Origin of the sequence: Actinocorallia herbida, from assembly GCF_003751225.1 — a bacterium.
GTDB lineage: Bacteria > Actinomycetota > Actinomycetes > Streptosporangiales > Streptosporangiaceae > Actinocorallia > Actinocorallia herbida.
The window spans coordinates 1,140,146-1,165,242 of sequence record NZ_RJKE01000001.1 but is presented as its reverse complement, the minus strand read 5'-3'; the positions used below and the strand labels follow the sequence as shown (position 1 = coordinate 1,165,242).

General features: G+C 72.5%; 20 protein-coding genes and 1 pseudogene. 8 read left to right on the top strand and 13 right to left on the bottom strand.

The features are described 5' to 3' along the window. The first annotated feature begins 23 nt into the window (after nucleotides 1-23). Entirely contained in the window at nucleotides 24-845 is an 822-nt protein-coding gene (locus EDD29_RS05590) for a DUF3097 domain-containing protein (protein WP_123662940.1), read from the top strand. A gap of 5 nt (nucleotides 846-850) precedes the next feature. Further along, nucleotides 851-1,279: a DUF4870 domain-containing protein gene (locus EDD29_RS05585; protein ID WP_123662938.1), complete on the top strand. Its 429-nt coding sequence runs from the start codon at nucleotides 851-853 to the stop codon at nucleotides 1,277-1,279. Between the two features lie 4 nt (nucleotides 1,280-1,283). Here EDD29_RS05585 and hemW read toward each other — a convergent pair whose 3' ends face one another. The 6 genes from hemW to lepA all read right to left on the bottom strand — a co-directional run bounded on the left by hemW (nucleotide 1,284) and on the right by lepA (nucleotide 6,529). Next, a complete protein-coding gene (hemW, locus tag EDD29_RS05580) occupies nucleotides 1,284-2,480 on the bottom strand; it encodes a radical SAM family heme chaperone HemW (RefSeq protein ID WP_123662936.1) in 1,197 nt (398 codons plus the stop codon). 54 nt (nucleotides 2,481-2,534) lie between these two features. Next, nucleotides 2,535-3,287, bottom strand: a complete 753-nt coding sequence (locus tag EDD29_RS05575; RefSeq protein ID WP_148085879.1) for a Uma2 family endonuclease — start codon at nucleotides 3,285-3,287, stop codon at nucleotides 2,535-2,537. Between the two features lie 69 nt (nucleotides 3,288-3,356). Continuing rightward, the gene (locus tag EDD29_RS05570; RefSeq protein ID WP_123662933.1) at nucleotides 3,357-3,689 is read right to left on the bottom strand and encodes a cupin domain-containing protein; all 333 of its coding nucleotides are present in this window, start codon (nucleotides 3,687-3,689) and stop codon (nucleotides 3,357-3,359) included. Nucleotides 3,690-3,731: 42 nt separating this feature from the next. After that, nucleotides 3,732-3,968 (bottom strand): hypothetical protein, encoded by a 237-nt coding sequence (locus tag EDD29_RS05565; protein ID WP_123662931.1) that lies wholly within the window; start codon nucleotides 3,966-3,968, stop codon nucleotides 3,732-3,734. Between the two features lie 58 nt (nucleotides 3,969-4,026). Continuing rightward, nucleotides 4,027-4,653, bottom strand: a complete 627-nt coding sequence (locus EDD29_RS45265; protein WP_170201302.1) for a DUF4870 domain-containing protein — start codon at nucleotides 4,651-4,653, stop codon at nucleotides 4,027-4,029. Between the two features lie 10 nt (nucleotides 4,654-4,663). Further along, nucleotides 4,664-6,529, bottom strand: coding sequence for a translation elongation factor 4 (lepA, locus tag EDD29_RS05555; protein WP_123662926.1), 1,866 nt, complete (start codon nucleotides 6,527-6,529; stop codon nucleotides 4,664-4,666). A gap of 241 nt (nucleotides 6,530-6,770) precedes the next feature. On the opposite strand from lepA, the gene rpsT reads away from it, so the two are divergent. Then, a complete protein-coding gene (gene rpsT / locus EDD29_RS05550) occupies nucleotides 6,771-7,037 on the top strand; it encodes a 30S ribosomal protein S20 (RefSeq protein ID WP_123662924.1) in 267 nt (88 codons plus the stop codon). 154 nt (nucleotides 7,038-7,191) lie between these two features. Beyond that, the gene (locus EDD29_RS05545) at nucleotides 7,192-7,740 is read left to right on the top strand and encodes an RNA 2'-phosphotransferase (RefSeq protein ID WP_123662922.1); all 549 of its coding nucleotides are present in this window, start codon (nucleotides 7,192-7,194) and stop codon (nucleotides 7,738-7,740) included. On the opposite strand, the gene EDD29_RS05540 is transcribed toward EDD29_RS05545, so the two are convergent. The 7 genes and pseudogenes from EDD29_RS05540 to hflX form a co-directional block, all read right to left on the bottom strand. Beyond that, a complete protein-coding gene (locus EDD29_RS05540) occupies nucleotides 7,731-8,204 on the bottom strand; it encodes a hypothetical protein (RefSeq protein ID WP_123662920.1) in 474 nt (157 codons plus the stop codon). The genes EDD29_RS05545 and EDD29_RS05540 overlap by 10 nt on opposite strands. A 101-nt stretch (nucleotides 8,205-8,305) precedes the next feature. Then, nucleotides 8,306-9,252: pseudogene (gene holA, locus EDD29_RS05535) on the bottom strand (DNA polymerase III subunit delta). 215 nt (nucleotides 9,253-9,467) lie between these two features. Next, nucleotides 9,468-11,582: a ComEC/Rec2 family competence protein gene (locus EDD29_RS05530; RefSeq protein WP_246052531.1), complete on the bottom strand. Its 2,115-nt coding sequence runs from the start codon at nucleotides 11,580-11,582 to the stop codon at nucleotides 9,468-9,470. 308 nt (nucleotides 11,583-11,890) lie between these two features. After that, nucleotides 11,891-12,850, bottom strand: a complete 960-nt coding sequence (locus EDD29_RS46705) for a ComEA family DNA-binding protein (RefSeq protein ID WP_246052530.1) — start codon at nucleotides 12,848-12,850, stop codon at nucleotides 11,891-11,893. A gap of 2,536 nt (nucleotides 12,851-15,386) precedes the next feature. Then, a complete protein-coding gene (locus tag EDD29_RS05520) occupies nucleotides 15,387-16,229 on the bottom strand; it encodes a DegV family protein (protein ID WP_123662915.1) in 843 nt (280 codons plus the stop codon). Between the two features lie 141 nt (nucleotides 16,230-16,370). Continuing rightward, a complete protein-coding gene (hutI, locus tag EDD29_RS05515) occupies nucleotides 16,371-17,582 on the bottom strand; it encodes an imidazolonepropionase (protein WP_123662913.1) in 1,212 nt (403 codons plus the stop codon). A 284-nt stretch (nucleotides 17,583-17,866) separates the two neighbouring features. Then, entirely contained in the window at nucleotides 17,867-19,294 is a 1,428-nt protein-coding gene (hflX, locus tag EDD29_RS05510) for a GTPase HflX (protein WP_123662911.1), read from the bottom strand. 279 nt (nucleotides 19,295-19,573) lie between these two features. Between hflX and aceB the strand changes: the two genes are divergently transcribed. The 4 genes from aceB to EDD29_RS05490 are packed head-to-tail and all read left to right on the top strand — an operon-like array spanning nucleotide 19,574 to nucleotide 25,032. Next, a complete protein-coding gene (gene aceB, locus EDD29_RS05505) occupies nucleotides 19,574-21,169 on the top strand; it encodes a malate synthase A (protein ID WP_123662909.1) in 1,596 nt (531 codons plus the stop codon). A 21-nt stretch (nucleotides 21,170-21,190) separates the two neighbouring features. After that, nucleotides 21,191-22,609 carry an FAD-linked oxidase C-terminal domain-containing protein gene (locus EDD29_RS05500; protein WP_123662907.1) on the top strand — a complete coding sequence of 473 codons (1,419 nt, stop codon included), beginning with the start codon at nucleotides 21,191-21,193 and terminating at the stop codon, nucleotides 22,607-22,609. Continuing rightward, the gene (locus EDD29_RS05495; RefSeq protein ID WP_123662905.1) at nucleotides 22,609-23,733 is read left to right on the top strand and encodes an FAD-binding oxidoreductase; all 1,125 of its coding nucleotides are present in this window, start codon (nucleotides 22,609-22,611) and stop codon (nucleotides 23,731-23,733) included. The genes EDD29_RS05500 and EDD29_RS05495 overlap by 1 nt, the downstream gene beginning before the upstream one ends. Then, the gene (locus EDD29_RS05490; protein WP_123662903.1) at nucleotides 23,734-25,032 is read left to right on the top strand and encodes a (Fe-S)-binding protein; all 1,299 of its coding nucleotides are present in this window, start codon (nucleotides 23,734-23,736) and stop codon (nucleotides 25,030-25,032) included. The last annotated feature ends 65 nt before the right edge of the window (nucleotides 25,033-25,097 follow it).

The window sequence follows — 25,097 nt, the reverse complement described above, 5'->3', positions numbered from 1 at the left end:
CCCCCTCGGGTTAGGGTCGGGGCGTGCGCAGCAAGGACTATGGAGAAGACGTCCTCGCCGGGAACTGGCGGCTCCCCCGCAAGGGCACCATCCCCGAGATCCCCGCCGAGCGCGACCTCGTCGTGGAGGACCCCGACAGCGGGTTCTGCGGCGCGGTCGTCGCCTGCGGCAAGGACGAGGTCACCCTGGAGGACCGCTTCGGCAAACGCCGCGTCTTCCCCCTCGACCCCGCCGGGTTCCTGCTGGACGGCAGGCCCGTCACCCTCGTGCGGCCGGTCCCCCGCCTGACGGGTCCGGCGCGCAGCGCGTCGGGGTCGATCGCCGTCCAGGGCCACCGGGCCCGGGTGGCCAGGGAGAGCCGGATCTACGTCGAAGGCGTGCACGACGCGGAGCTCGTGGAGAAGATCTGGGGCCACGACCTGCGCGTCGAGGGCGTCGCCGTGGAGTACCTGGAGGGGATCGACCAGCTCCCCCTCATCGTCGAGGAGTTCGAGCCGGGGCCGGGCCGAAGACTCGGCGTCCTGGTCGACCACCTCGTGCCGGGCTCGAAGGAGTCCCGGATCGCCGCCCGGATCGACGACCCCGACGTGCTCGTGTGCGGGCACCCCTACATCGACGTCTGGGAGGCGGTGAAACCCGCCTCCGTGGGCATCCGGGCCTGGCCCGTGGTGCCCAAGGGCTTCGACTGGAAGGAAGGGGTCTGCGCCCGGCTCGGCTGGCCCGGGGACACCCGGGCGGCCTGGCGGCGGATTCTCGGATCGGTACGGACTTTCGCCGATCTGGAACCGGAGCTGCTCGGGCGCGTCGAAGAGTTGATCGACTTCGTCACCGCTCCCGAGGAGTGACGCCCATGGCACGCCGCAACCGCCCCCAGCCCACCCCGACCGTCCGCCTGCCCGAGGGCTTCGCCGCGGGGTACGCGGGCGGGCCGACCACGCCGGACGAGCGCCAGTGGGCGCTGACCGCCTATATCGGCCAGTTCGTCCTGTGGGTGCTGCCCCCGCTGTACATCTACCTGACCAAGAAGCGCCGCTCGGCCTACGCGCGCCACCACGGCCGCCAGGCACTCAACCTCGCCCTGACCACCGGGATCGGCGTGGGGGCGGCGCTCTGGATCAGCCAGTGGCTCCCCGCCGCCCAATGGGTCGCCGCGGGCTGGGTCGTGCTGTCGCTCGGCCTCGTCGTCTACAGCGCGACCCGCGTCAACAAGGGCGCCTGGCACCGGCTGCCCGCGCTCGTCGCCTGGCCGATCTTCAAGGACCGGCCGCCGCGCGGATAGCGGCTCAGGTGAGGTCGCGCACGACCGCGTCGGCCAGGAGACGGCCCTGGAGCGTGAGCACGGCGTGGCCGTCCACCCGCTCCACCAGGCCCCTGGCCTCCTGCTCGGCGACCGCCGCGGCGTCCAGGAGCTCCAGCGGGCAGCCCTCGCGCAGCCGGATCTCCAGCAGGACCCGCTCCACGAGCCGGGTCTCGTCGTCGAGCACCTCGCGGGCGTGCGCGGGGGTGCGGCCCTCGGCGAGGCGCGCCGCGTACGCGGCGGGATGCTTCACGTTCCACCAGCGGGTGCCGCCCACATGGCTGTGCGCGCCTGGACCCGCGCCCCACCAGTCGGCGCCCTTCCAGTACAGGACGTTGTGGGCGCACTCGCCGCCGGGCAGCGCCCAGTTCGACAGCTCGTACCACCGCATCCCGGCCTTGCCGAGCAGCTCGTCGGCCACGAGGTAGCGGTCGGCCATGGCGTCGTCGTCCGGCTCGGCCAGCACCCCGCGCCTGACCTGGGCGGCGAGCTTCGTGCCGTCCTCGACGATCAGCGCGTACGCCGAGATGTGGTCGGGCCCGGCCTCCAGCGCCGCCTCCAGGGACGCCCGCCAGTCGTCGTCCGACTCCCCCGGGGTCCCGTAGATCAGGTCGAGGTTGACGTGCCCGAACCCCGCCTCCCTGGCCTGCTCGACGACCCGGGGCACCCGGGCCGGGGTGTGCGTCCGGTCCAGCGCCGCCAGGACGTGCGGCCGGGCGCTCTGCATCCCGTAGGAGACCCGGGTGAACCCCCCGGCGCGCAGCCCGTCCAGATAGGCGCGGTCGACGGTCTCCGGATTGGCCTCGGTGGTGACCTCGGCGCCCGGCGCCAGCCCGAACTCCCCGTCGATCGCGGCGAGGATCCGGCCGAGGTCGCCCGGCGGCAGCAGGGTCGGGGTCCCGCCGCCCACGAAGACCGTCTCCACCGGCAGCTCGGCCTCGCCCAGGACGCGCCGGGCCAACCGGATCTCGTCGATCACCGTGTCCGCGTAGGAGTCACGGGACGCGCCGGGGCCGAGTTCGGAGGCGGTGTAGGTGTTGAAGTCGCAGTAGCCGCAGCGCGTCACGCAGAACGGGACATGGACGTAGAAGCCGAACGGGCGCCCGCCCAGGCCGGCGAGGGCCGATCCGGGCAGCGATCCGTCGGCGGGTACGGGGTCCCCTTCGGGCAGCGTCGAGGGCATGCCCCCAGTCTCGCAGCGGGGACGCCGTGCTCGGGCCGCCCGCCCGGCCGTGGATCAGTCGAGTCTGACGGCGGCCTGCGGGGCGGTCGTGGCGGCCGCGGGCAGGACCGTCATCGTGCCGGGGCGGCCCGGCACCTGGTCGAGGCGGATCACCCGGCCCGGATAAGCGCGCTGGGCGATCGCGACGTCCCGCTCGTCCCAGCGGCCGTAGAAGACGGGGCTGCCGTTGTGCAGTTCCACCTTCTCCACGCCGGTCGGCCAGCGGCGCAGGAAGGAGTCGATGCCGAACGCCTCGTCGGCCGCGGGCAGGTCGGGACCGTTGTGACGGGCCATGTGCGCTCCCTCCACCGGGGCGCGCCAGGGCGGAAGCCCCCGGAACAGCGCCTCCGGCCTGATCTCGATCTTGAATGGTTCGGTGAGCCGCACCGTGTCGCCAGGGCCGACGACGGCCACCTCGCGGTAGCCGTCGTCGGTCAGCTCGAAGACATGGACCCGCGCGTTCTCCCCGGCGATGTCGACGACCCAGTAGCACGGGACCCCGGCGGCCTCGTACAGGGCCTTCTTCACGCCGAGATCGCTGGCCCGGGACGCCTCCGAGGCGACCTCGACGGCCAGCAGCGGGGGGCCGTCCACAAAACTCTCCCGCCGCTGGCCGGCGCAGTAGACCATGAGGTCCGACGGCACCCAGGTGCCGTCACCGAGCCGCGCGGCGGCTTCCGTCGCCGTCGCCATGTCGCCGTATTCGGCGAACATCACCGGAGCGACGAGATCCGCGACGAGTATCTGGTGCAAGAGTGTGTGACCCACGACGGACAGTTTTCACCCCGGAACGCATGGTGACCCGCGGTTTCTGGGTATCCGTGTGACTCGATCTGATCACGGGGTCGTGATGCCGGTCACCGTCGTCAGGACCAGGACCGCGTCGCTCAGCGCGGTCAGTCCGTGTCGCTCGTGCGGGATCGCGTGCACCCCGCCCTCGGCGAGTTCGACGTCGCCGCTCTCGGCCGTGATCCGCACGCTGCCGGACAGCACCTGGATGCTCGCGGCGGGAGGCGCCACGTGCTCCTCCAGCTCGGCGCCCTCGGTGAGCGCGATCAGGGCCTGGCGCAGGGGGCCGTCGTGCACGAACAGATGGGCGCTGCGGCCGTTCTTGTCGGCTTTGGCCTTGGTCAGGTGCTCGTCGCTGAGCACCCGGAGATCAGTTGTCATGGCGGAGAGATTCCCTTACCGGCCCCCTGGCCAAACTGTGACCTAGCCCCGCATATCTCCGCGATCGGGGCGGAAGGCATGCTTCCACGACGGGCCGCGCCAGTAATGGTTGGCCGCCGCGATCGTGGCGAACTCCGCGGCGACCGCCTCGCCGCTCACCTGCGGATCCGCCGCGGGGCGCAACCGCACCAGCGCCCGGCGTGCCATCTCGAGCGCCAGCACCCGGCCTTCCTCCGGGGAGTCGGTCATGAGCGAATCCCCCGGCACCAGTTCGTCCATGACCGATCCATGCCACCGCGCGGGGGCGGCTAACCCCGCACGGACCCGGCCCGGGCCGTCACTTGACCATGGGCCAGGCCAGGAACGAGGGGAACCGGTACCACTCGCCCTGCGACGCCTTCACCGCCCCGATGATCAGGAAGACGATCTCGACGGCGCCGAGCGGGAAGTACAGCAGCGCGCCGAGACCGAAGGTGATGAACGAGACCGGGATCAGGATGACCGTGTAGGCGACCGCGGTGATCCCGAGGTTGAGGCCCTGCGCGCCGTGCCAGCGCGCGAACTGCCCCTTGTCCTTGTAGACCAGGTAGACGATCAGCGGCGCGAACAGCCCGATCACGAACTGCCCGAGATGCCCCAGCAGCGCCCACGTCCGCTCCTCCGACGCCTGCGGGTGCGGTCCCCAGCCGCCCGGGGCCTGCGGAACGCCCGGCGGCGGGAAGAACGGCGGAGGAGGAGGCACCGGGCCCGGCTGCCCGAACCGCTGCTGCCCGTAAGGCTGCGCGGGCGCCCCTGGCTGCCCGTACTGCGGCTGGTAGCCGCCCGGCTGACCGTACTGCGGCGGCACCGCGCCGGGCTGCGGGAAAGGCGGCTGCGTCGGCGGCTGGGCCGGCTGCTCGCCCGGAGGCCGCCACGCCCCCTGGGGGGAGGCCGCGCCGTTGGGGTCCCAGGGGGGTGTGCTCATCGCCTCAGGCTCACTTCTTCGGCTTGTCCGCGGACGATCCCGTCGAGAGGGCGGCGACGAAGGCCTCCTGCGGCACGTCCACGCGCCCGATGGTCTTCATCTTCTTCTTGCCCTCCTTCTGCTTCTCCAGCAGTTTGCGCTTCCGGGAGATGTCGCCGCCATAGCATTTCGCCAGAACGTCCTTGCGGATCGCGCGGATGTTCTCGCGGGCGATCACCCGGGCGCCGATCGCCGCCTGGATGGGCACCTCGTACTGCTGACGCGGGATGAGCTCCTTGAGCTTGGTCGTCATCATCAGCCCGTACTCGCGCGCCTTGTCGGCGTGCACGATCTGGCTGAACGCGTCGACCGACTCGCCCTGCAGGAGGATGTCGACCTTGACGAGGTTGGACTCCTGTTCGCCCGAGGGCTCGTAGTCCAGGCTCGCGTAGCCGCGGGTGCGCGACTTCAGCTGGTCGAAGAAGTCGAAGATGATCTCGCCGAGGGGCAGCGTGTACTTGATCTCCACGCGATCCTCGGACAGGTAGTCCATGCCGATGAGCACACCGCGGCGGCCCTGGCACAGCTCCATGATCGTCCCGATGAACTCGGTCGGGGTGAGGACCGTCGCCTTGACGATGGGCTCGAACACCCGCGCGATACGGCCGTCGGCCGGATACTCGCTGGGGTTCGTGACGGTGTGCTCGGTGCCGTTCTCGAGGACGACCCGGTAGATGACGCTCGGGGCCGTCGAGATGAGGGCGAGGTTGAACTCCCGCTCCAGGCGCTCCCGGACGATCTCCATGTGGAGCAGGCCGAGGAAGCCGCAGCGGTAGCCGAACCCGAGGGCCACCGACGTCTCCGGCTCGTACACCAGGGCCGCGTCGTTCAGCCGGAGCTTGTCCAGGGCGTCGCGGAGCAGCGGGTACTCGTCGCCGTCGATCGGATACAGGCCCGAGTAGACCATCGGCCGGGGGTTGTCGTACCCGCCGAGCGACTCGGGCGCCGGGCGCGAGGCCATCGTCACCGTGTCGCCGACGCGGGCCTGCCGGACGTCCTTGACGCCCGAGATCAGGTAGCCGACCTCGCCGACGCCCAGACCGTCGGTGGGGATGGGCTCCGGCGAGATGACGCCGACCTCGAGGGTGTCGTGGGCGGTGCCCGTCGACATCATGAGGGACTTCTCGCGCCGGGTGATCCGGCCGTCCACCACGCGGACGTAGGTGACCACGCCGCGGTAGGTGTCGTAGACCGAGTCGAAGATCAGCGCGCGGGCCGGGGCGTCGGCGTCGCCGACCGGGGCCGGGACGTCCGCGACGATCTTGTCGAGCAGTTCGGCCACGCCCACGCCCGTCTTGCCGGACACGCGCAGCACGTCGGACGGGTCGCAGCCGATGAGGCCGGAGATCTCCTCGGCCACCTTGTCCGGCTGCGCCGCCGGAAGATCGATCTTGTTGAGGACCGGGATGATGTGCAGGTCCGCCTCGATCGCCATGTACAGGTTGGCGAGGGTCTGCGCCTCGATGCCCTGGGCGGCGTCCACCAGCAGGATCGCGCCCTCGCACGCCGCCAGCGACCGGGAGACCTCGTAGGAGAAGTCCACGTGGCCCGGGGTGTCGATCATGTTGAGGACATGGCCGTCCCAGGGCAGCCGCACCGCCTGCGACTTGATCGTGATGCCGCGTTCGCGCTCGATGTCCATCCGGTCCAGGTACTGGGCCCGCATGGAGCGGTCGTCGACGACCCCGGTCAGCTGCAGCATGCGGTCTGCCAGGGTGGACTTGCCGTGGTCGATGTGCGCGATGATGCAGAAATTGCGGATCACCGCGGGATCGGTGTGTTTCGGTACGGGCGGCACGCGGATCCTAGGTTGACGTGGAAACGTTCCGACTCCCATGGTCCCATGTCCGTGCCGATGCTCCGGTTCCGGACTCCTCGGTCGGGGGCGCGCCCTGTCCGGAGGCGGTCGGCGGTGCGGCGCCGACCTGGGCGTCAGCGGCCCGGGTTGGGGGTCGGGCCATCGCATTGGTAGTCTTCTTCCTTGCGTGTGGGTGCGTGTGTCTCCGTACCCGCAGATCCGACCGGCTGCCGGATCTCCGCGCCCCATCCGTGACTCACCCAAAACGAGGCTTCTTTCAGTGGCGAACATCAAGTCCCAGATCAAGCGGAACAAGCAGAACGAGAAGGCGCGCCTGCGCAACAAGGCCGTCAAGACCGAGCTGAAGTCGGCCATTCGCAAGTTCCGTGAGGCCACCGCCTCTGGCGACGCCGAGGGCGTCCAGACCGCGCTGCGCCACGCCAGCCGCAAGCTGGACAAGGCCGTCAGCAAGGGCGTCATCCACAAGAACCAGGCCGCGAACCGCAAGTCCGCGATCGCCAAGCAGGCCGCTGCGCTCGCCAAGTAGCGCACCGCGCCCCAGCGCGCTTCGAGGCCGCCCCGCCGTTCACGGCACGGGGCGGCCTTTTTGATGCGCGGGGGGCCTTTCGACGACGGGCGGTCGGCCGGACTCGAAATCGGGGTGCGGTCCGGCGATGATCCGTTCTACTCTCGAAAGAAGTATGGACGAACGACAGATCATCAAAATCTCGAAGTACCTCGCCCGCCACCTGCGGCATCAGCCCGAGCGCATCGGCCTGCGGCCCGACCGGGCGGGCTGGGTCACCGTCGCCGAACTCCTGGCGGCCTGCCGCCTGCACCGGATGGCGCTGAGCGAGGACGACCTGCGCGAGGTCGTCGCCCGCAACGACAAGCAGCGGTTCGCGTTCTCCCCCGACGGCCTGCGCATCCGCGCCAGCCAGGGGCACACCATCACCGTCGACCTGGAACTGCCCGCCGTCGCACCGCCCGAGGTCCTGTACCACGGGACGGTCGGGGCGGTGCTCGAGGCGATCTTCCGGGAGGGGCTGCGGCCGATGGACCGGCACGCCGTCCACCTGTCGCCCGACACCGAGACCGCCCTGCGGGTGGGCGCGCGACGGGGGCGTCCGGTGGTGCTTCGGGTGGATTCCGCCCGGATGGCCGCCGACGGGCACCTGTTCCAGCGCACCGCCAACGGGGTCTGGCTGACCGGGCACGTCCCACCCCGGTATCTGACGGCTCAGGGGTAGCCGATGGCCTCGTCGACGTCGCGCCAGGTCGGCGTGGGCACGACCCAGTCGGGCACCGGCTCGTCCTGGGGGCCGAACAGGTAGCGGTTGGCGACGACGTCGCGGATCGCGCGGTGCACGTCGAGCCGGTCGTCGATCATGTGCGTGATGCCCAGCTCCGCGCAGTGCAGGGCCTTGTCCTGGCGCAGGCGGCAGTAGCGGATGTGGGTGCGCGGGATGCCCGTCACACCGTAGAAGTCGTGGTGCTCCAGCCAGGCCAGCGACAGTGGCTCGCCCTCCTCGCTGATCCGCGAGATCACCCACGCCCTGCCGTCGAAACGGTCCACGATCTTCGGCAGGATCTCGAAGGCGCCCTCGATGAGCGGCATCAGCCGCGGATCGTCAAGGAACACCCGGCCGTCGGCCTGCCGATTGGCGCCGACCACCACACGCCCGAGGTCCACCCCGAGCCTCGCCTCTCCCATGACTCCACCTTGTCCAGCCTGCGAACCACCCGCAACCGTTTCTTGGACAACGAGACCGTGTCGCGTTCCGATCCCGGCCCAGGGTGAGAACCCCGTCACCCTCAGCGGACCGACCTCGCCATGACGATCTCGTGCACCGCGCGCTCCAGGGCGTATCCGGCGTCGGCGGCGCCGCCCTTCACCGCCTGGTCGGTCTCGGCGACCACGACCAGGGCGCGGGCTATCCCGTCAGGGGTCCAGCCGCGCACCTGCCTCTGCAGCCGCTCGATCTTCCATGGCGGCATGCCGAGCTCCTTGGCCAGGGCGAAGCTCTTGCCGCGCGCCCCGCCCACCTTGGCCAGGCCCCGGACGCCCTGCGCGAGGGCGCTGTTGATGAGCACCGCGGCCACCCCGGTCGAAAGGGCCCAGCGCAGCTGCTCCAGTGCCTCGCCCAGCCTGCCCTCGACCGCGGCGTCGGCGACGGTGAATCCGGACACCTCGGCGCGGCCCCGGTGGTAGCGCGCCACCGCCGCGTCGGTGATCTTGCCGCCGGTGTCGGAGACGAGCTGGCTGCACGCGGCGGCGATCTCCCGCAGGTCGTTGCCCACGGCGTCCAGGAGCTGCTGGGCCGCGGCCGGGCTCATCGAGCCGCCGAGACGGCGCACCTCGGCGCGCAGGAAGTCCAGTCGCTCCCCCGCCTTGGTGATCTTGGGACACGCGATCTTCCCGGCGCCCGCCTTGGTCCACGCGTCGAGCAGCCCCTTGCCTTTGACGCCTCCGGCATGCACCAGCACGAGCACGATGTCGTCCGCCGGGTTCTTGACATAAGCCCCGATCTCGGCCGCCAGATCCTTCCCCAGATCCTGCGCCGACCGCAGCACGATCACCTTGCCGCCGCCGAACAGCGACGGCGAGGTCAGCTCCAGCAGCCGCCCGGACTCCAGCCCCCCGGTACCAGTTCCACCACCTCGGTATCCGGCTCCCGCCTCCGCGCCTCCCCGACGATCTCCCCCACCGCCCGATCAACGAGCAGCTCCTCGTCCCCCACGACCACCGTCACCAAGTCCACACCCCCAGAATGCCACCCGCCCCACCCCACCCCGACCCGTTTCCCACCCCACCCCACCCCCAAAACCCCGCGGGGCACCCGCGCGGCAGCACACGCTCGGGGCACAGACGGGCGGACACAGACGGGCGGGCGGGCGGGCACAGGCGGGCAGGCGCGGGCGGGCGGGCGGGCGGCATAGGTGAGCGGGGGCGGGGCGCAGGCGGGGCAGGGCGGGGTCATGGGCGGGTGTGGACGTGGAGGTGGGAGTTCGAGACGGAGATGGCGATGTCGCCGTGGAGGTCGGTGCGGTAGATGCGGGCCGGGCGGAGGAGTTGCAGGGTGCGGGCCGCGGGGTGGCCGTAGGGGTTGTCGCGGCCTACGGAGATCACGGCGACGCGCGGGCGGCCTTCGGTGAGGAAGGCCGGCTCCTGCCGGGGGCTGCCGTGGTGCGGCACCTTGAGGACGTCGACGCGCGGGACGAGGCCGCGCAGGGCGTTCTGCGCGTCCTCCTCCAGGTCTCCGGCGAGCAGCACGGAAAGGCCCGGCCAGCGGGCGAGCAGGACCACGCTCGCGTTGTTGACCAGGGTGCCGTCGCCCGAGGGCGGGGGCGGGCCCGGGCGCGGGGCGAGCACGTCGAGGGTGAGCTCCCCGTGCGTCCACCGGCGGCCCTGCACCGCGGCCAGCAGCGCGGGGGAGGCGCGGGCCGCCGCGACCGCGCGCCGTTCGGGGCCGAGGCCGCTGAGCGGGCTGTGCGCGAGCACCGCGCCGGGCCTGCCTCGCAGCACCCCGGAGAGCCCCGCGAGGTGGTCGGCGTGCGGATGGGTGATCACGACAAGTGAGACCTTCCGGACACCGAGCCGGCGCAGGCAGCCGTCCACGAGCACGGGATCGGGCCCCGCGTCGACCACGACGGCCCGCCCCGGCGCCTCGGCCAGGACCAGCGCGTCGCCCTGCCCGACGTCGCAGGCGACGAACCGCCACCCGTCCGGCGGCCACGCCGGCGCCGTGATCCGCACCGCCGCGACCGCGACCAGCGCCCCCGCGCCGGCCGCCACCGCGAGCCGCCGCACCCGGCGCACCCGCACCGCGGCGACCGCCGCGACCGTGCAGGCGGCCAGCAGCGCCGCCCCGGCGAGGCCCCCCGGCCATGGCAGCACCAGGTAGGGCAGCGCCGCGAAGGCGTCCGCCACCGCGATCACCCAGGACGCGGCCCAGCCCGCGGGCCACGCCGTCCACCGGGCCGCGTCCGCCGAGAACTGGGCGAGCACGGCGGCGGCGAACCCGCACACCGTCGTCACCCCGATCCCCGGCGCGGCGAGCACGTTGGCGGGGACCGCCGCGAGCCCCACCTGCCCGGACAGCGCCGCCAGCACCGGGCCGACCGCCGCCTGCGCGGCCAGCGGCACCGCGACCGCCTCGCTCAGCCCGCGCGACAGACCCCACGCGTGCAGGGCGTCCCGCCAGCGTGGCGCGAGGAGGAGCAGCCCGGCCGTCGCGGTCACCGAAAGGGTGAAGCCATAGGAGCCCGCGAGTCCTGGATCGAGCAGGATCAGCAGGATGACGGCCCCCGCGAGGGAGGGCACCCCCTGCCGCTCCCGCCCCGTGAAGACCGCGAACAGCCCGATCGCCCCCATGACGGACGCGCGCAGCACGCTCGGCTCCGCGCCGACCACCGCGAAGAACCCCGCCGCCGCGACGCCCGCGGCGACCACGGCCCGGCGCACGCCCAGTCCCGCCCAACGGCCCGCCCACAGGACCACCGCGGTGAGGATCGAGAAGTTCGCCCCGCTGACGACCAGGCAGTGCACCAGGCCCGCGGCGCGGAACTCCTCGTGGATCCGCTGCGGCACCCCCGACACGTCCCCCAGCACCATGCCCGGCACGACGCCGCGCGGCGCGGCGGCCATGCCGTCGACCGCCCCGCGCAGCCCGGCCCGCACGCCCTCGGCCCACCGCTGCCAGGCCCCGGCCTCGCCGACCACCTCGGCCGGTCCCCGGGCCAGCACCAGCGCCCCGACCAGACCGCCGCCGTCGGGCACCGCGAACCGGCCGCCGCCGCGCACCCGCTCACCCACCCGCGCCTTCTCCCATCCGCCCGCGCTCCCCTCCCACTCCATCGCCATCACCACGACCGGCGTCCGCACCCGGACCCCGCCGCGCACCCCCACCCACTCCGCTCTCCCCTCCACGACCACCACCCCCTTAGCCGTCCTGCGCACCCCCGCCGTCACCACCACCTCGACCTCCGCCGTGCCCCTCCGCTCCGCGACCTCCCGCACGGCCCCGCTCTCCACCGCCTCGACCCGTATCCCCACCCCCACCGCGCACGCCGCCCCCACCACCAATGCCACCGCCAGTCCCCGCCACCCCCGAACGAACCCCACCAATCCCCCCACCGCACAACCCCCCGCCACCCAGTACGCCTCCACCCCCCACTCCGCCCTCACCAGCCAGAACCCCATCCCCCAAACCACCCCCGCCACCCCCACCAACCGCACATCCCTACCCATAACGCCTTCCTCCCACCTACGCGCCGCCCCGACCCACCCCGCCGAAAGATCCACCCGCCCCCCACAGACACCCGCTCCCTCACCCGACCAGGCGCCCCGCCCGAACAGCCCGCACCGCGGGTGCGATCCGGGCTGGCGGGCCGGGTGAGTCAGACGCGGATGTGGGGGGCCAGGTCGGCGTAGCGGCGGTCGCCGATGCCGGTGACGTCGCGGAGCTGGTCCGGGGTGCGGAAAGGGCCGTGGGTCGTGCGGTGCTCGAGGATGCGCTCGGCGAGGACGGGGCCGACTCCGGGGAGTTGCTGGAGCTGGTCGAGGGTCGCGGTGTTGAGGTCCACGGGGGCGGCGGGCGCCCCTGCCGGGGACAGCGGCTGCGCGGGAGGTGGCGGCTGGTCGGCGCCCACGGTGATCTGTTCGCCGTCGAGGATCTTGCGGGCGAGATTGAGCGCGCCCACCTCGGCCTTCGGACGCAGCCCGCCCGCCGCGGTGACCGCCTCGTGGACGCGTGCGTCCGCCGGCAGCGTCACCAGGCCGGGACTCCGCACGTCGCCGGCCACGTGCACCACCACGGGCCGCACCGTCGGCACGGGGACGGGGGACGCCGCGGGCACCGGGTCCACGGGCCGCACCGGATCCGCCTGCTCGAAGGAGGCCGCCTCGGGGCGCGTGGCCCAGAAGAACACACCGGTCGCGACGGCCGCCACGAACGCGAGCACGACCAGCGCCCGCGCGCCCGTGATCCCCGGATCGAGGCGTTCCATCAGCCCCGCGACGGTCCGGCGCGCGTCCGCCCCGCCCCACCGGTGCGGACTCCTCCCCGCCAAGGGGTCTTCGACCCATGCCGTCCCGGAACCGCCTTCCTCCCGCTCCCGAGGACCGTGCTCCCGCACCGTGCCTTGACCTCCGCCCTGCCGCATCGCTCCGTCGTTCCTCACCACCATCGCCTCCCCCGCCCGCCTGCCGACCCGTACCGCCGCAGGTTCCGAACCGCCGCCCGTCGCTCCCCACCCGGTCCCCGCCCGCACCGCCGTCAGATCCGACCCGCCGTACCCGGGCCTTCCGGCCCAGGTGCCGAACACGTCCGCCGCCCGGTCGTCCCCCACTTCACGCACCTCGTTCCCCTCCGTTCCCCGCTCTCTCCCCTCACCGAGCGCCCCGAGCGCACCCCCGCCTTCCCAAGCCCAGGGGGGGCCTATCCGGTCCGGCCGGGTCACCGCCTCGCCCGGACCCACGTCGGCGCGCTCCGGACTCGCCCCCCAGAGCGTCCCCTGGCCGCCCCAGACCCCCGGACCCCCCTCATCCAGGAGACCTCCGCCCCCGAAGGCTCCGACGGCACGAGCCCCGGCCCCGCCTCGGTCGTCCAGCCACCGGAGCCCCTCTCGCCTTCGCTCGACCTCCACGAATCGCTCGCCGAGCCGACCGGGCCCCGACCACACCCCGCCCCCGCGCAGAGGACCCTCCTCCTCTCCGGATCGCCACCCCACCCCGTCTTCCAGGAAACCCCCCGGGCCCGTCCCGGCAGCACCCTCCCCCACGACCGGCCCCCGTTCCCCGGCCTCACCGCCCTCAGGACCATCCAGGACAGACCGCCCACCAAAAGAGCCACCCCGAATCGCCCCCCGAACACCGGAGTCGTCTCCGCCCTCCTCACCCGCCGACATCCGCCCCACCCCATCCCAGGTCCTCCGACCCTCCGCACCGAGGTGACCGGGCACCGGACCCAGCCCCCAGGCATCACCGCTCGAGCTCCGCACCACGGCCCCACCCGACCACCGACCGGCGGAACCCCCTCGGCCCTCCTCCTCCGAGGACGACCCGCCCACACCACCCTGACCCGGAGACGAAGACGAAGACGAAGCGGAACTTCCGCCACCCGAACCCCGCACCCCGGAACCGCCACCCGCCGCGGCCCCGCCCGACCGCCGACCAGCGGAACCGCCCCCGTCCCCCTCCTGCGAGGACGACCCGCCCACTCCCGAAGTCGCCCGACCGCCCTGGCCCGACGACGGCACAAAGATGCCGCGACCCGGAACCCACGCCGCCGAACCATCACCCACCACACCCGCGCGCGACCACCGCCCGCCGGGGCCACCGACATCCCCCCGCGGGGACGACCCGCTCATCCCGACCAGAGACGCCCGACCACCCTCACCGTCGTCGCCGGGTTCCGAGAACGGGGGCACGGCGTCACCACCGGGCGCCCACGCCGCCGACCCACCGAGCGCCGCAGCCGCGCGCGTCGACGACCCGACAGAACCTCGGCCGGCCACCTCATGCGGAGACCGCCGACCCATGCCGACCAGCGGCACCCGACCGCTCACACCGTCGTCGCCGGATTCCGGCAACGGGGGCACGGCATCGCCGCCCAGGGTCCACACCTCGGAACCGTCTCGTGTGAAAGGTGAGAGCGGGTCCGGCGCGGGGGGATCGGGTGAGGGTTCGCTGTCCGAAGGCGGGCTGGGGCGTCCGTGCGGAGGGGTGCGGCGGGGATCGGCGCGGTGGCCCTCTGGCGGGGCGGCGGCGGGGTGGGCCGGTTCTCGAGCCGTGAGGATGCCTTGCGGGGGTGCGTCGTGTGGGCCTCGGGCGCGTTCTCGCGGGGAGGGCCGGGGCCCGCCGGTCAGCGGGGTGCGGCCGAGGGCGCGAGAGCCCGGCGAGAGGGGGTGCCGGGTGCGGACGACGGGGGTGTGCCAAGCGCCGGTGGTGTCACGGGTCGGGGAAGGCACGGCGGAGGGTTCGGTGTGCGGAGGCACGGGTGACGGCCCGGTGTCGGGGGCGGGCGAAGGCTGGTGGGCCGTCGCGGGGCGGGGGTTCGGCTTCTGACGGCGGGGTTCGCGGCGGAGGCGTCCGGAAGGGCGGCTCGGGCCGGATCGGTGCGCGGCCGCGGGCGGCAGCCCCGGAGGGTCCGCGTCGAGCGGACGCGTCGCCTCGACGACGCCGCCGGGATCCGGTGCGGCACCTCCCGGGACGGAGTGGGGTGCGGGGTTCGCACGGAGCGGATGAACGGGGCGGATCGCCCGTGTCGCGGACGTCGCGGCAAGGGACGAGCGGAGCCGCGCCGCCGACGCTTCGGGAGAGGGGCCTCCGGCCCTCCGCTTCGCCCTGCCGGGCGGAGGACTCGCGGGATCGGCCGCTCGCGAGCGCGGGATCCGCCCGACCCGGTCGGTCACCCCGCCCGCCCGCCGTTCCCCGACGGCGAGCCGCCGGGGAAGGGCGTCGCCCCGGCCGGGTTCGGCCCGCGACGCACCCGCGATGAACGCCGCGGATGCCCCTGCGCCTGCACCGGAATCGGCGTGCCCGCCGCCCGTACCGGACGGCAGCGATCTCGGCCGCCCCCAGAAATCGACGTCCTGGGTCTCATCCCAGCGGACCCAGTTCTCCGCGCCCCTGCGCCACATACCGACCGCCCCCTTCGCCGGACGGCCTCCCGCGGCCGTCGGCGCCCGTTCCGCCCCGACTCATCCACACCCGATCTCCGGGCGCGCCTCACCGACCCGCAGGACGCGGGGGCGGCCGGGGACGGGCGGGCAGAACGAAGGGCCGCTTCGGGTGGCGACTTCGACACGTCGCGTGATCACTCATGCCACCGACGTTAGGCGCGCATCCCGGCCCCGAACGGACCGAATCAGATTCTGTGGATAACCACTTGCGTCAAGCGCACGGGGAGATCGCGACGCCGAGCATGCCGGGGCCGACGTGGGCGCCGATGACGGGGCCGACCTCGCCCAGATGAAGGGTCCGCAACGCGGGGATGCGGCGACGCAGGCTCTCGGCGAGGCCCTTCGCCCGGGCCGGGGATCCGACGTGCTGCACGGCGACGTCCACCGAACCGGTGCCCGCGCGGGAGACCGCGAGCTCCTCGAGCCGGGAAAGGGCCTTCGCCGACGTGCGGACCTTCTCCAGCGGCGCGATCCTGCCGTCCGCGAGGTTCAGCAGCGGCTTGACCATCAGCGCCGAGCCCAGGAGGGTCGCGGCGGCGCCGATGCGGCCGCCGCGCCGCAGATGCTCCAGTGTGTCGACGTAGAACAGGGCGCTGCTCGCCTCCGCCCGCTCCCTGACGGCCTCGGCAACCTCGTCCAGGGTGCCGCCGGCCTCGGCGGCGACGGCCCCGGCGAGCGCGGCGAAACCGAGGGACATGCCTATCGTGCGGCTGTCCACGACCCGGACGGGCACCGGAGCCTCCGCCGCGGCCATCCGGGCGCATTCCACCGTGCCCGACATGTCACCCGACAGATGGACCGAGACGACGGCATCCGCCCCCGCCCCGGACGCGGCCTTGTAGGCGTCCGCGAACCTGTCCGGCGAAGGGCGCGACGTCGACACCGGCTGCCAGGACCGGAGCGCGTCGGCGGCGTCGGCCGAGGTGATGTCCACCCCGTCGTCCCGCACCTTGCCACCGATGATGATCTGGAGCGGCACCACGCCGATGGCGTACCGGGAGAGCAGTTCGGAAGGGAGATAAGCGGAGGAATCAGTGACTATCGCTACGCCCATACCGGCAACCTACCGCCGCGCCGTTAACCCTTCGTCACAGCGGAATGACCGGCATGCTGCCGGTTCCGGACCTCCGAAACACGCCCGCCATGGGAACTTCCAGGGCTTGGGAACGTTCCGGATCCGGACATCCGTCGACGATCAGGGCTGAACCGGGACACCACCCCGCCAGACGCGCAGGGCACGCAGCCCGTACGCCCAGGCGAAGGCGCCTTCGTGGTCGGCGTCCCACAGGACGATGTCGGCGTACATGCCGCGGGCCAGCGTGCCGCGGTCGGACACCTTCAGGGCCGTCGCACCGCCGATGGTCGCGGCGCGCAGCGCCTCGGTAACGCTCATCCCGAACATCGCCACGGCGAGCCCGACGACCAGCGGCATCGAGGTGATCCCGCTCTCGCCAGGGTTGTGGTCGGTGCCGAGCGCGACGGTGACGCCGCGGTCGAGCATGCTGCGCACCGGCGGGACACGGCCGCTGCGCAGCGCGCTGGCCGGGCAGACGGTGGCGGTGACGCCCGCGTGGGCGAGCGCCTTGATGTCCTCGTCGGTGGCCTCGGTGAGCAGGTCGGCCGAGGCGCAGCCGATCTCGGCGGCGACCTGTGCGGCGCCGCTGCGCTCGGAAAGGCACGCGTGCAGGCGGGGCTTGAGCCCGACCTGCTGGGCGGTGTACAGGACGGCCCGCGCCTCGTCCGCGGTGAAGTGGCCCTCATCGCAGTACACGTCGACGCTGTCGGCGCCGGCGGCGTGCGCGTCGAGCGTCCACTGGCGGACGGCGTCGACGTAGTCGCGGCGGCGGCCGAAGAACTCCGGCGGCAGCACGTTGGCGGCCAGGAAGGTGGCGTGGATGCGCGGCATGGCCGGTTCGTTCTCCAGCGAGCGGAGCATCCGGATATCGGCGAGTTCGCCGTCGCGCGTGAGATGGAAGCCGGTCTTGGCCTCGACGGTCGTGGTGCCCGACATCACCCAGGCGCGCAGCCGTTCGCGCACGGCGCTGCACAGGGTCCACGGGTCGGTGCCGCGAGTGACCGTCACGGTGGAGCCGATGCCGCCGCCCGCCGAGGCGATCTCCTGCGGGCTCGCCCCGCTCGTGCGCATCGCCAGCTCCGCCCAGCGGTTGCCCGCGTAGACGGGATGGGAGTGCGCGTCGATCAGCCCTGGGGTGACCAGGCCGCCGCCGAGGTTCTCCACATGGTCGACGTCGACGATGTCGTTGATGACGCCGGGGACGCTTTCCGGAAGGTCGGCGGACGGTCCCGCCCACACGATCCGGTCGTTGTGGATCAGAATGGCGGCATTGCTGCACACATCGGTGCCCGTCCACAGGCGCCCGATATTCGTCAGCAGACGAACCGTCATAGTCGTGTCACCGAACCGTCCGCTGGGAGGGGTCGACCGGGAGCGTCAAGAGCCACCTGCTCTCGCTGGTGCCGTCCGGCTGGCTGCCGATCGGCGGAAACTGGCCGCTGCTTCGACGTGCTCCGCCGAGCATCGGGATGACGAGACCGGAGATATCGGTTTCGTCACGGTAGTGCACGTCCGGCCTGCCAGACAAGTTCTTGACACGCCCAACGTGACACGGTCCGCCCGAGTTCCTCAGCGTAGTCCGCGGGTCCGCGAAACGTGGGCGAAACGTCAGAGAATCAGGACCCCGACGGCGTCACCTCGAAGACCTCCAGCTCGGTCGCGAGGGCGAGCGGCACCCTGGCGATGAGCTCGGTCCCGTCCTCCCGGTGCTCGATCTTGACGATCTCGCCCTGCTCGTGCACCCGGGCCGCGAGCGCGCCCTGGCTGTAGGGCAGCACCACGTGCACCTCACGGTCGAACTCGGGCAGTTCGGCCTCGATGAGCTCCAGCAGATCGGCCATGCCGGCGCCGGTCCTGGCGGAGACGACGACGCTCCGCTTGAACTCGCGCCGCAGCCTGCCGATGACGACGGGGTCGGCCGCGTCCGCCTTGTTGATGACGATCACTTCGGGCACCGAGGTCGCGTCGACGTCCGACAGCACCTCGCGGACCGCCTGGATCTGCGACTCGGGGTCGGGGTCGCTGCCGTCCACCACATGGAGGATGAGATCGGAGTCGGCGACCTCCTCCAGCGTCGAGCGGAACGCCTCGACGAGCTGGTGCGGCAGGTGCCGGACGAATCCGACCGTGTCGGCCAGCGTGTACAGCCGCCCGGACGGGGTCGTGGCCTTGCGGACGGTCGGGTCGAGGGTGGCGAACAGGGCGTTCTCCACCAGGACTCCGGCGCCGGTCAGGCGGTTCAGCAGTGAGGACTTGCCCGCGTTGGTGTATCCGGCGATCGCCACGGCGGGCACCTTGCGCGCCTTGCGTACCGCGCGCTTGGTGTCGCGGGTCTTCGACATCTCGGCGATCTGCCGCCGCAGCTTGGCCGTCCGGGTGCGGATGCGCCGCCGGTCGAGCTCGATCTTGGTCTCACCCGGGCCGCGGCCGCCGATGCCGACGCCGCCGGCCGCCCGGCCGCCGACCTGACGGGACAGGTTGCCGCCCCAGCCGCGCAGGCGTGGCAGCAGGTACTGGAGCTGGGCGAGTTCGACCTGGGCCTTGCCCTCGCGGGACTTGGCGTGCTGGGCGAAGATGTCGAGGATCAGTGCGGTCCGGTCGATCACCTTGACCTTGCAGATCTCCTCCAGCGTGCGCAGCTGGGAGGGGGTCAGCTCGCCGTCGGCGATGACGGTGTCGGCGCCGGTGGCCAGGACCACGTCGGCCAGTTCCTCGGCCTTGCCGGATCCGATGTAGGTCGCGGGGTCGGGCTTGGAGCGCCGCTGGATCAGGCCCTCGAGGACGTCGGAGCCCGCGGTCTCGGCCAGCAGCGCGAGTTCCCGCAGCGAGTTCTCCGCCTGCTTGAGGGTGCCGTCGGTCCAGACGCCGACGAGGACGACCCGCTCGAGCCGCAGCGAGCGGTACTCGACCTCGGTGACGTCCGCCAGTTCGGTGGACAGCCCCCCGACGCGCCGGAGCGCGTGCCGTTCGGCGAGGTCGAAGTCTCCCGTGGTCTCCGGGCCTTCGTAGGTGTCGAACTCGTCGAACTGATTGAACTCGGTCATGTTCCTCCTGGCATCCACAACGCCGCCGACCGGCGGGTTCTTCCCCCAGCCTGCCACGCCCCGGTGACGTTCTCACCTCAATATCCCCCGCCCGGGAGCGCCCGGGGGCGCCGGGGCCCGCGTGCGGGGGCACCCGGCTTGGACTCGCCCGCGCCGGGTCGGCTAGTCTTTTCATTACTCAGAAGTAGTTTTTCGTCTAGTGAAAATCCACTCCTGACGCAGTTCCACCGCACAGCACGGGATAGCCGACATCCCGAGACACGACAGGAAGGTCCCGAGATGGGCATCGAGGTCACTGGAACCCGCAACGAGCGATTCGACGAGATCCTCACCCCCGAGGCCCTTGATTTCGTGGCCTCCCTCCAGCGGGAGTTCGGGGCGCGCCGCCTCGAGCTGCTCGCCAAGCGCGCCGAGCGCCAGGAGGCGCTGAACAACGGCGGGACCCTGGACTTCCTGCCGGAGACCGCGGGCGTCCGCGCCGACGACACCTGGCGCGTCGCCGAGCCCGCGCCCGGCCTGGAGGACCGCAGGGTCGAGATCACCGGCCCGACCGACCGCAAGATGACGATCAACGCGCTCAACTCCGGCGCCAAGGTCTGGCTCGCGGACTTCGAGGACGCCAACACCCCGCTGTGGGACAACATGATCGAGGGCCAGCTCAGCCTGCGGAACGCCCTCGACCGCACGATCGACTTCACCGACGAGCGCACCGGCAAGTCCTACGCGCTCAAGGCCGACGAGGAGCTGGCGACGATCGTCGTCCGCCCGCGCGGCTGGCACATGGAGGAGAAGCACGTCACCGTCGACGGCCAGACGATGTCCGGCTCGCTGTTCGACTTCGGCCTGTACCTCTTCCACAGCGGCAAGCGGCAGATCGCCAAGGGCAAGGGCCCGTACTACTACCTGCCGAAGATGGAGTCGCACCTGGAGGCCCGTCTCTGGAACGACGCCTTCACCTTCGCCGAGAACGCCCTCGAGATCCCGCACGGGACGATCCGGGCGACCGTCCTCATCGAGACGATCCCCGCCGCGTTCGAGATGGAGGAGATCCTCTTCGAGCTGCGCGACCACTCCGCCGGCCTCAACGCGGGCCGCTGGGACTACCTCTTCTCGGTCATCAAGAAGTTCCGCTCGCGCGGCGCCCAGTTCGTCCTGCCCGAGCGCAACGCGATCACGATGACCGCGCCGTTCATGCGCGCCTACACCGAGCTGCTCGTCCGCACCTGCCACAAGCGCGGCGCCCACGCGATCGGCGGCATGGCCGCGTTCATCCCGTCGCGCAAGGACGAGGAGGTCAACCGGGTCGCGTTCGAGAAGGTCCGCGCCGACAAGACCCGTGAGGCCGGCGACGGCTTCGACGGCTCCTGGGTCGCCCACCCCGACCTCGTCCCGGTCTGCCGCGAGGTCTTCGACGGCGTCCTCGGCGACAAGCCGAACCAGCGCGACCGCCTCCGCGAGGAGGTCAAGGTCTCCGCGAGCGACCTGCTGTCGGTCGACAAGACCCCGGGCGAGATCACCGAGGCCGGCCTGCGCAACAACATCGACGTGGCGCTGCGCTACCTCGCCGCCTGGCTGAACGGCTCCGGCGCGGTCGCGATCCACAACCTGATGGAGGACGCGGCCACCGCCGAGATCTCCCGCTCGCAGGTCTGGCAGTGGATCAACAACGGCGTCAAGCTGCCCGACGGCACGCTCATCACCAAGGAACTGGTCGGCGGGCTGCTCGACGAGGAGCTCGGCAAGATCCAGGCCGAGCTGGGCGACGCCTACAATTCCGAGCGATACGGCGAGGCGATGTCCCTCTTCAAGGAGGTCACCCTCGCCGACGACTACAGCGAGTTCCTCACCACGCCGGCTTACGTCCGTTTCCCGTAAGAGCGTCCCTTAGGAGCGCCGATGTTGCAGGGTCTGGCCGAACAGTTCCGGAGCGTGCTGCGGCCGGGCTCTGTCATCGACGACCCGGTGCGGCTGCGCACCTACGAGTGCGACGGGCTGACCGTGCACCGGGCGTCTCCGGGGCTCGTGGTGCTGCCGGAGTCGGCCGAGGAGGTCGCCGCGGTGGTCCGGGCCTGTGTCGCGCGCGGCGTCCCGTACGTCGCGCGCGGCAGCGGCACCGGGCTCTCCGGCGGTGCCCTCCCCCGGACGGACGGGGTCCTCATCGTCACGTCCCGGATGCGGCGGATCCTGGAGATCGACCTGGACGATCAGCGCGCGGTGGTCGAGCCGGGGGTGATCAACCTGGACGTCTCGAAGGCGGTCCGCCCGGACGGCTACCACTACGCGCCCGACCCTTCCAGTCAGCAGATCTGCTCGATCGGCGGGAACGTCGCGGAGAACTCCGGCGGCGCGCACTGCCTGAAGTACGGGTTCACCGCGAACCACGTGCTGGCCTGCGAGATCGTCACGCCGGACGGGGACATCGTGACGCTCGACGACGGACCGGGCTATGACCTGCTGGGCGCTTTCGTCGGGGCCGAGGGCACCCTCGGGATCGCCACGAAGATCACGGTTCGGCTGACCCGGACCCCGCAGGCCGTCCAGACGCTCCTCGCGGCGTTCCCGTCGATCGAGACCGCGGGCGCGGCGGTCAGCGCGATCATCGGCGCGGGCATCGTCCCGGCCGCGATCGAGATGATGGACGCGCTGGCGATCGAGGCCGCGGAGTCCGCCGTCGCGTGCGGGTACCCGGCGGGGGCCGGCGCGGTCCTCATCGTGGAGCTGGACGGCCCGGAGGCCGAGGTGGCCCATCAGTTCGCCCAGGTCGAGGCGCTGTGCACGGAGGCCTTCGAGCAGCGGGTGGCCCGTGACGACGCCGACAGGGCGCTCATCTGGAAGGGCCGGAAGTCGGCGTTCGCCGCGGTCGGCCGCATCTCCCCCGCCTACATCGTCCAGGACGGGGTCGTACCGCGCACCGCCCTTCCGGACGTCCTGGCGGCCATCGACAGGCTGTCCCAGGAGTCGGGGGTGAGGGTGGCCAACGTGTTCCACGCCGGGGACGGCAACCTCCATCCCCTCGTCCTCTTCGACGACGCGGAACCGGGCGCGGAGGACCGCGCCGAGACGGTGTCGGGGGCGATCCTCGACCTCTGCATCTCCAGCGGCGGCTCGATCACCGGCGAGCACGGCGTCGGGGTGGACAAAGCCAAGTACATGCCCCGTATGTTCACCGAGGCCGACCTGGACACGATGCAGCTCGTGCGGTGCGCCTTCGACCCGCCGAACCTGTGCAACCCGGGCAAGGTCTTCCCCACACCGCGGCTGTGCGGCGAGATCCCGCGCGTCAGGCGGGGCGAACCCGAGGGAGAGCTGTTCTGATGCGAGGCCCGCGGCCCGCCGGACCCGAGGACGAGATCCTCGGGGTCCGGCCCGGCCAAGTCGTCCGCCCCGAGACGGTCGAGGAGGCCGCCGAGGTGATGCGCAAGGCGCACGCCGAAGGCGGCACGGTCGTCGCGCGCGGGAACGGCACCCGGCTGCACTGGGGCGGAGCGCCCCGCTCGTGCGACGTCCTGGTCGACACGCGCGCCCTGGACCGGGTGGTCGAGCACGCGGCGGGCGACCTCGTCGTCACCGTCGAGGCGGGGATGCCGATGGCCCTCCTCCAGGAACTCCTCGCACCCGCAAGGCAGCAACTCGCCTTGGACTCGCCTTTGGACTCGTCCGTCGGCGGTGTCCTCGCGACCGCGTCCGCCGGGCCCAGGCGGCTGCTGTACGGAACGCCCAGGGATCTGCTCATCGGGGTGACGGTCATCCGGGCCGACGGCGAGGTCGTCAAGTCCGGGGGCAAGGTCGTGAAGAACGTCGCGGGGTACGACCTCGGCAAGCTCTACACAGGGTCGTTCGGCACCTTGGGCCTGATCGTGCGCGCCTCCTTCCGCCTGCATCCTCTGCCCGACCAGCGCGTGTTCGTGGTGGCGGCCGAGCGCGATCCGCGCCGGGCCGTCCTCGCGCTGCTGCATTCGCCGCTCGTGCCGAGCGCGATGGAGATCGACGGAGCGGGGACGGACGGCACCCTGGCGGTCCTGTTCGAGGGAAGCGCTGCCGACGTGCGCGCCGCCGAGGCCGTCCGGCTGCTCGGCGGCGCCGCCCGGATCGCGGAAGAGCCCGCGTGGTGGGGCCGCTACCCGGACGGCGAGGTGCTCCTGGAGGTCCGGGCGAAGCCGAGCGAGCTGGCGGAGGTCCTCGCGTTGGGCGGCTCCCGTATACGCGGCTCGGCGGGCAGCGGCGTCTGGTTCATCGGAACGTTCGCCGCCTCCGCGCCCGATCTCGTCGCCCGCCTCCGCCGTCGCTGGACGACGATCGTCCGCTGCGCGCCTCCCCGGCTGCACGGATCGCTCGACCTGTGGGGGCCGTCTCCGGCGCTGCCCCTGATGCGCAGGGTGAAAGATCGCTTCGACCCCGGCCACCGGCTGTCCCCAGGCCGCTTCATCGGAGGTGTCTAGATGAGCGACGAGTTCGGCGACCTGCTCGGCGACTGCGTCCACTGCGGGTTCTGCCTCCCGACCTGCCCGACGTACGTGCTGTGGGGCGAGGAGATGGACTCCCCGCGCGGCCGCATCCACCTGATGGCCCAGCACCACGAGGGCACGCCGCTGACCCCGGAGATGGCCGGCCACTTCGACGCCTGCCTGGGCTGCCTGGCGTGCGTGTCGTCGTGCCCTTCGGGGGTCCGGTACGACCGGCTCATCGACGCGACCCGCGCCGAGGTCGAGCGCGTCCACCCGCGCACCCGGGCGGAGCGGGCGCTGCGCGAGGCGGTCTTCGCGCTGTTCCCGTATCCGCGCCGCCTGCGCGCCGTACGCGGCCCGCTGCGGCTCTACCAGGCCACGGGCCTCGGCAGGCTGGTCCAGCCCGTCCTCGCCAGGCTCAGCCCCGCGCTGGCGGCGATGGAGCGGCTGGCACCGCCGCTGGGCCGCGCCCGGCGGCTGCCCGAGCGGGTCGCGGCGCGCGGGGAGCGCCGCGCGGTGGTCGGGATGCTCACCGGGTGCGTGCAGCGCGAGTTCTTCCCGCAGGTCAACGCGGCCACCGCGCGCGTGCTGGCGCTGGAGGGCTGCGACGTGCTGATCCCCAAGGGCCAGGGCTGCTGCGGCGCGCTGTCGCTGCACTCGGGCCGCACCGACGAGGCGAGGTCCTTCGCGCGGGCGGCGATCGAGGCGTTCGAGCGCGTGGACACGATCGTGGTCAACTCGGCAGGGTGCGGCTCGGCCATGAAGGAGTACGCGGAGCTGTTCGCCGAGGAGCCCGAGTGGGCTGAGCGGGCGGCCGCCCTCTCAGGCAGGACACGGGACTTCACCGAGTTCCTCGCCGAACTCGGCCCGCGCGCCGAAAGGCACCCGCTGGAGCTGACCGTCGCCTACCACGACGCCTGCCACCTCGCCCACGGCCAGGGCATCCGGGCCGAGCCCCGCGCGCTCCTGCGCGGCATCCCCGGCCTCGAGATCCGGGAGGTCGCCGACCCCGACGTGTGCTGCGGCTCGGCCGGGACCTACAACCTCTTCCAGCCGGAGGCGGCCGCGGAGCTCGGCGACCGCAAGGCCGTTCAGGTAGGGGCGACCAGGGCGGATCTCCTGGTCGCCGCCAATCCGGGATGCACCGTGCAGATCGCCGCCGCGCTCGCGCGGGGCGGCGCGCCGATGGCGGTCGCGCACCCCGCGCAGGTGCTCGACGCGTCGCTGCGCGGACTGGGCGCCGCGTCCCTCGTGTCCCGCCCGCACCACGAGGCGAACGCGACCGTGCGCTAGGCTCCGGTCTCCAGCACCGCAGATTGGACGTTCCATGTCTGGATCGCACCGCTCTCCAGGTAGCC

Excerpts from the sequence above, each read along its gene's own strand:
- EDD29_RS05585 (WP_123662938.1), top strand. The coding sequence starts at position 851 with ATGGCACGCCGCAACCGCCCCCAGCCCACCCCGACCGTCCGCCTGCCC.
- hemW (WP_123662936.1), bottom strand. The coding sequence starts at position 2,480 with ATGCCCTCGACGCTGCCCGAAGGGGACCCCGTACCCGCCGACGGATCG.
- EDD29_RS05570 (WP_123662933.1), bottom strand. The coding sequence starts at position 3,689 with ATGACAACTGATCTCCGGGTGCTCAGCGACGAGCACCTGACCAAGGCC.
- EDD29_RS05565 (WP_123662931.1), bottom strand. The coding sequence starts at position 3,968 with ATGGACGAACTGGTGCCGGGGGATTCGCTCATGACCGACTCCCCGGAG.
- EDD29_RS45265 (WP_170201302.1), bottom strand. The coding sequence starts at position 4,653 with ATGAGCACACCCCCCTGGGACCCCAACGGCGCGGCCTCCCCCCAGGGG.
- lepA (WP_123662926.1), bottom strand. The coding sequence starts at position 6,529 with ATGGGAGTCGGAACGTTTCCACGTCAACCTAGGATCCGCGTGCCGCCC.
- EDD29_RS05545 (WP_123662922.1), top strand. The coding sequence starts at position 7,192 with ATGGACGAACGACAGATCATCAAAATCTCGAAGTACCTCGCCCGCCAC.
- EDD29_RS05540 (WP_123662920.1), bottom strand. The coding sequence starts at position 8,204 with ATGGGAGAGGCGAGGCTCGGGGTGGACCTCGGGCGTGTGGTGGTCGGC.
- EDD29_RS05520 (WP_123662915.1), bottom strand. The coding sequence starts at position 16,229 with ATGGGCGTAGCGATAGTCACTGATTCCTCCGCTTATCTCCCTTCCGAA.
- hutI (WP_123662913.1), bottom strand. The coding sequence starts at position 17,582 with ATGACGGTTCGTCTGCTGACGAATATCGGGCGCCTGTGGACGGGCACC.
- hflX (WP_123662911.1), bottom strand. The coding sequence starts at position 19,294 with ATGACCGAGTTCAATCAGTTCGACGAGTTCGACACCTACGAAGGCCCG.
- aceB (WP_123662909.1), top strand. The coding sequence starts at position 19,574 with ATGGGCATCGAGGTCACTGGAACCCGCAACGAGCGATTCGACGAGATC.
- EDD29_RS05500 (WP_123662907.1), top strand. The coding sequence starts at position 21,191 with ATGTTGCAGGGTCTGGCCGAACAGTTCCGGAGCGTGCTGCGGCCGGGC.
- EDD29_RS05495 (WP_123662905.1), top strand. The coding sequence starts at position 22,609 with ATGCGAGGCCCGCGGCCCGCCGGACCCGAGGACGAGATCCTCGGGGTC.
- EDD29_RS05490 (WP_123662903.1), top strand. The coding sequence starts at position 23,734 with ATGAGCGACGAGTTCGGCGACCTGCTCGGCGACTGCGTCCACTGCGGG.